Source organism: Frigoribacterium sp. Leaf186, from assembly GCF_001423905.1.
Lineage (GTDB): Bacteria > Actinomycetota > Actinomycetes > Actinomycetales > Microbacteriaceae > Frigoribacterium.
In genome coordinates this window covers 1-3400 of record NZ_LMPQ01000007.1, presented here as the reverse complement: position 1 = coordinate 3400, position 3400 = coordinate 1, and the positions used below count along the sequence as shown (strand labels likewise).

General features: G+C 68.2%; 5 protein-coding genes. 2 read left to right on the top strand and 3 right to left on the bottom strand.

Features of this window, described 5'->3' with window-relative positions; genetic code table 11:
• Positions 1–85: 85 nt before the first annotated feature.
• Complete coding sequence (locus tag ASG05_RS06065; RefSeq protein WP_056258848.1) at positions 86–631, top strand: hypothetical protein; 546 nt, start codon at positions 86–88, stop codon at positions 629–631.
• Here the strand turns inward: ASG05_RS06065 and ASG05_RS06060 are convergent, their stop codons facing one another.
• Positions 632–1678 carry a LysR family transcriptional regulator gene (locus tag ASG05_RS06060; RefSeq protein ID WP_157490097.1) on the bottom strand — a complete coding sequence of 349 codons (1047 nt, stop codon included), beginning with the start codon at positions 1676–1678 and terminating at the stop codon, positions 632–634.
• A 12-nt stretch (positions 1679–1690) separates the two neighbouring features.
• Between ASG05_RS06060 and ASG05_RS06055 the strand changes: the two genes are divergently transcribed.
• Positions 1691–2758, top strand: a complete 1068-nt coding sequence (locus ASG05_RS06055) for a TDT family transporter (protein WP_235491421.1) — start codon at positions 1691–1693, stop codon at positions 2756–2758.
• 32 nt (positions 2759–2790) lie between these two features.
• On the opposite strand, the gene ASG05_RS06050 is transcribed toward ASG05_RS06055, so the two are convergent.
• Together ASG05_RS06050 and ASG05_RS16830 are read right to left on the bottom strand one after the other, a co-directional pair.
• Positions 2791–3234: a hypothetical protein gene (locus ASG05_RS06050; protein WP_056258840.1), complete on the bottom strand. Its 444-nt coding sequence runs from the start codon at positions 3232–3234 to the stop codon at positions 2791–2793.
• The coding region (locus tag ASG05_RS16830) for a hypothetical protein (RefSeq protein ID WP_235491420.1) at positions 3212–3400 on the bottom strand (189 nt) is incomplete at its 5' end. The genes ASG05_RS16830 and ASG05_RS06050, both read right to left, overlap by 23 nt.

Here is a 3400-nt window from a genome sequence, read left to right as displayed (position 1 = left end):
GCACTCGGAGAGGACGCCGTCGTGGTCGTTCCGTGTCGTCGGTGAGCGTGGGCGGAAACGGTCCCTAACGTCGTAGCGTCTAGGGATGCAGCAGCCCAGGGGCCTCGATCAGCTCGTATCGGAATGGCGGAGCTCCGGACCAGGACGTGCGCGCTTCGTGCCGGGCTTCGACCCATCAGGTGGAGGAGCAGCGGCGACAGTTCTCGTGCTGATGGAATCACCCGGTCCTGCCACGATCAAGCAGGGCGAGGACGCGATCAGCAGTGAGGACAACCCGGGGCCGACGGCGTCTGCGTTCAAGCGAGCACGGATCGAGTCGGGTCTGGGCAGGAACGTCTACCTGCGATGGAACATCGTCCCGTGGGCCCTTGGTCGGGCGCCGACCGTCACCGATCTCGACGAGGCACGCCCTGCCCTGGCTCAGCTGCTCGTTTCTCTGCCGCAGCTGCGGGCGATCGTGACCTTCGGCACTCCGGCCCTGACGGGCGTGATGAGGTACTTCACCCTGGAACCGCGTGCGAGGGTCGTGCCCGTGCTCGCGGCACCCCATCTGTCGCCGGCGAACGCCACCCGCGCCGGCGAGAAGCACCTGCGGGCCGTCACGGCCCTACGGCACGCTTCGCTTCTCTGATCATCTCGGCGCCGAGTCGGGGCTGTGCTGCGACGCGGCGATCACGGCCAGGAGATCCTGCGCCCCGGCGCTCAGACCGGCCGACCACACAGCGCGGAACGGGCGCCTCAGGTCGACGGCTGCCGGGACGGTGACGAGGCGCCCGGCACGGAGGTCGTCCTCGACCAGCAACGAGCTGATGACTCCCGGACCCACACCGCCGGCGATGGCCGCCCGGATGGCGCCCGTCGACGACAACTGCGCAGCGGGTTCTGCCATCAGGGCAGGGTCGATCCCCAGGGCGAGCTCGAGGGTCCGGCGGGTGCCCGAGCCCGACTCCCGAGACACGAGCGGTGTGGATGCGAGATCCGCTGCCGTCACGGGTTCGGACTTCGATGCCCATGCGTGCCTCGGCGAGACGACGACGAGCAGTTCGTCGACACCCAGGACGGTCGTGGCGAGCCCGTCGGCCTCATCAGGGGTCTCCGTGAACCCGAGGTGCGCGCGCCCCGAACGGACCTCGTCGACGACCCAGTCGCTGTTGCCCGATTCCAGGCGTACCCGGACACGATCCGCTGCCGCTGTCATCCAGCGTGGCATCAGCGCCTCTGACACCGTCTGACTCGCCGCGACGAGGAGAGCGTCGGAGGCGCCGGTCATCAAGGTGTGCAGCGATCGTTCGAAGGTGGTCGCCGCCTCGAGCAGGGGTCGGCCCCACTCGCACACCAGGAGTCCGTGCTCGGTCAGCGCCGAGCCCGCCCGAGAGCGGACGAGCAACGTACGACCCAGCCGCCGCTCGGCGCCCGTGATGCGAGACGACGCCGCCTGCTGGCTGATGCCCACCGATGTCGCGGCCCGGCCCAGACTGCCCGATCTCGAGATCGCCTCCAGCAGTCGGAGCGTCTCGAGATCAACAGGGAGTCCGGTCACAAGGATCGATTGTGACACCACAAGCATCCGCCCGTATCGGCAGCCGGACGCACGTACGAAGATCGAGGCATGCCTGCCGCGATCACACCGACTGTCGCCCCTCCCCGCACGCACGGTCTGTTCCGCCAGCTCGAGCACCGCGGGCAGATCGTGTCGAACCTGACCCCGAACTGGTTCGCGTCGATCATGGGGACCGGCATCGTCGCCAACGCCGCGGCGACCCTGCCGTTGCAGTTCCCGGGGCTGCGCCCTGCCGCGACCATCGTCTGGGCACTGGCCAGCGTGTTGTTGGTCGCTCTCAGCACGGCGACCGTCATGCACTGGGTGCGTTACCGAGCCACCGCGCGGGGGCATCGACTCAATCCGGTGATGGCGCACTTCTACGGGGCACCGCCCATGGCGCTGCTGACCGTCGGCGCGGGCACCCTGCTCTTGGGCAGAGACGTCCTCGGTACGCCCCTGGCGGTCGGCATCGACTGGGTGTTGTGGACCATCGGTACGGTGCTCGGCCTCGTCAGCGCGATCGCGGTCCCGTACCTGACGTTCACCCGGCACGACACGGCCCCCGACAGTGCGTTCGGCGGCTGGCTCATGCCCGTGGTTCCCCCGATGGTGTCTGCCTCGACCGGTGCGCTGCTGCTGCCCTTCCTGCCCGCGGGGCAGGCCAGGCAGAACATGCTCTGGGGGTGCTACGCGATGTTCGGGTTGTCGTTGCTGGCGTCGATCGTGATCATCACGCTGATCTGGTCACGCCTGGCCCAGCACAAGATCGGCCCGGCCGGCATGGTCCCGACCCTCTGGATCGTCCTCGGCCCCCTGGGGCAGTCGATCACCGCGGCCAACCTGCTCGGTGGCAACGCCCACCTCGCCGTCGACCAGGGAACCTCGCACGCCCTGTTCGTCTTCGGGCTCGTCTACGGTGTGCCCACTCTGGGCTTCGCCCTGATGTGGGCGGCACTGGCATCGGCCATCACCCTCCGCACCATCCGCCAGGGGCTCCCGTTCTCACTCACCTGGTGGTCGTTCACCTTCCCCGTCGGCACCTGCGTGACAGGCCTGAACGGTCTGGCCCTGCACACGGGACTCGTCGCGCTGCAGGTACTGGCGGTCGTGTTCTACATCGGGCTCGTCGGGGCCTGGATCACGGTCGCCGTGCGCACCTTCCACGGCAGCGTCATACGCGGAACGCTCCTCGCGCCTCCCCGTCCCCTGCCCTGACCGCGGACGACGAGGGCGCGTGGGGGAGTGGCTCAGATCGAACAGGCGTCGTTCCAGTCACGGCGATAGGCCGCGGGGTCACTGACGTCGACGATGGCCGAGGCGGCGCCCTTGGGCTCGTCACGCGACCGGTAGCTCTCGAACGCCACCGCACTGCGGTCGTTGCTCGCCGGATCACGCACCCCGGAGGCTTCGACCCACAGAGTCCAGTTCCACCGCGTCCGGACGCCAGGCTGCAACGCGCCTTCGCCGACGACCAACAGCACGTCCGTGCCGGCGGGTGAAGACTCGAAGTCTGCGCCCGTGAATGATCGGACCGACGACGTGAGGCCTCTCGCGCTGATCTCCCGAGCTAACTGACTGCCCATGTCCGAGAGATGCTCGCCAGCATCGCCATCCACAGCCACGATGCCTCCACCGGACGGAAGCTGACTCAGCATCTCGGAAACCAAGTCATGGATGACGGTGTTGCTCATGATGCTTTCTCCTGCTCACTCGTTCGTCGAAACGGAAAAGGGAGTCGGCGGCCGCCGACTGATGCGGCTGCACGAAGCGGTCGCGAACCTGATGCAACCACGAGCATGCGCCGACGTTCAGCCCTGTAGAAGCGCGTGCTTGGAGCGCCCGATAGGGGATCGGCCA

What these genes read in the sequence shown, in the direction of transcription:
- ASG05_RS06065 (WP_056258848.1), top strand. Translation starts at nt 86, where the DNA reads ATGCAGCAGCCCAGGGGCCTCGATCAGCTCGTATCGGAATGGCGGAGC.
- ASG05_RS06050 (WP_056258840.1), bottom strand. Translation starts at nt 3,234, where the DNA reads ATGAGCAACACCGTCATCCATGACTTGGTTTCCGAGATGCTGAGTCAG.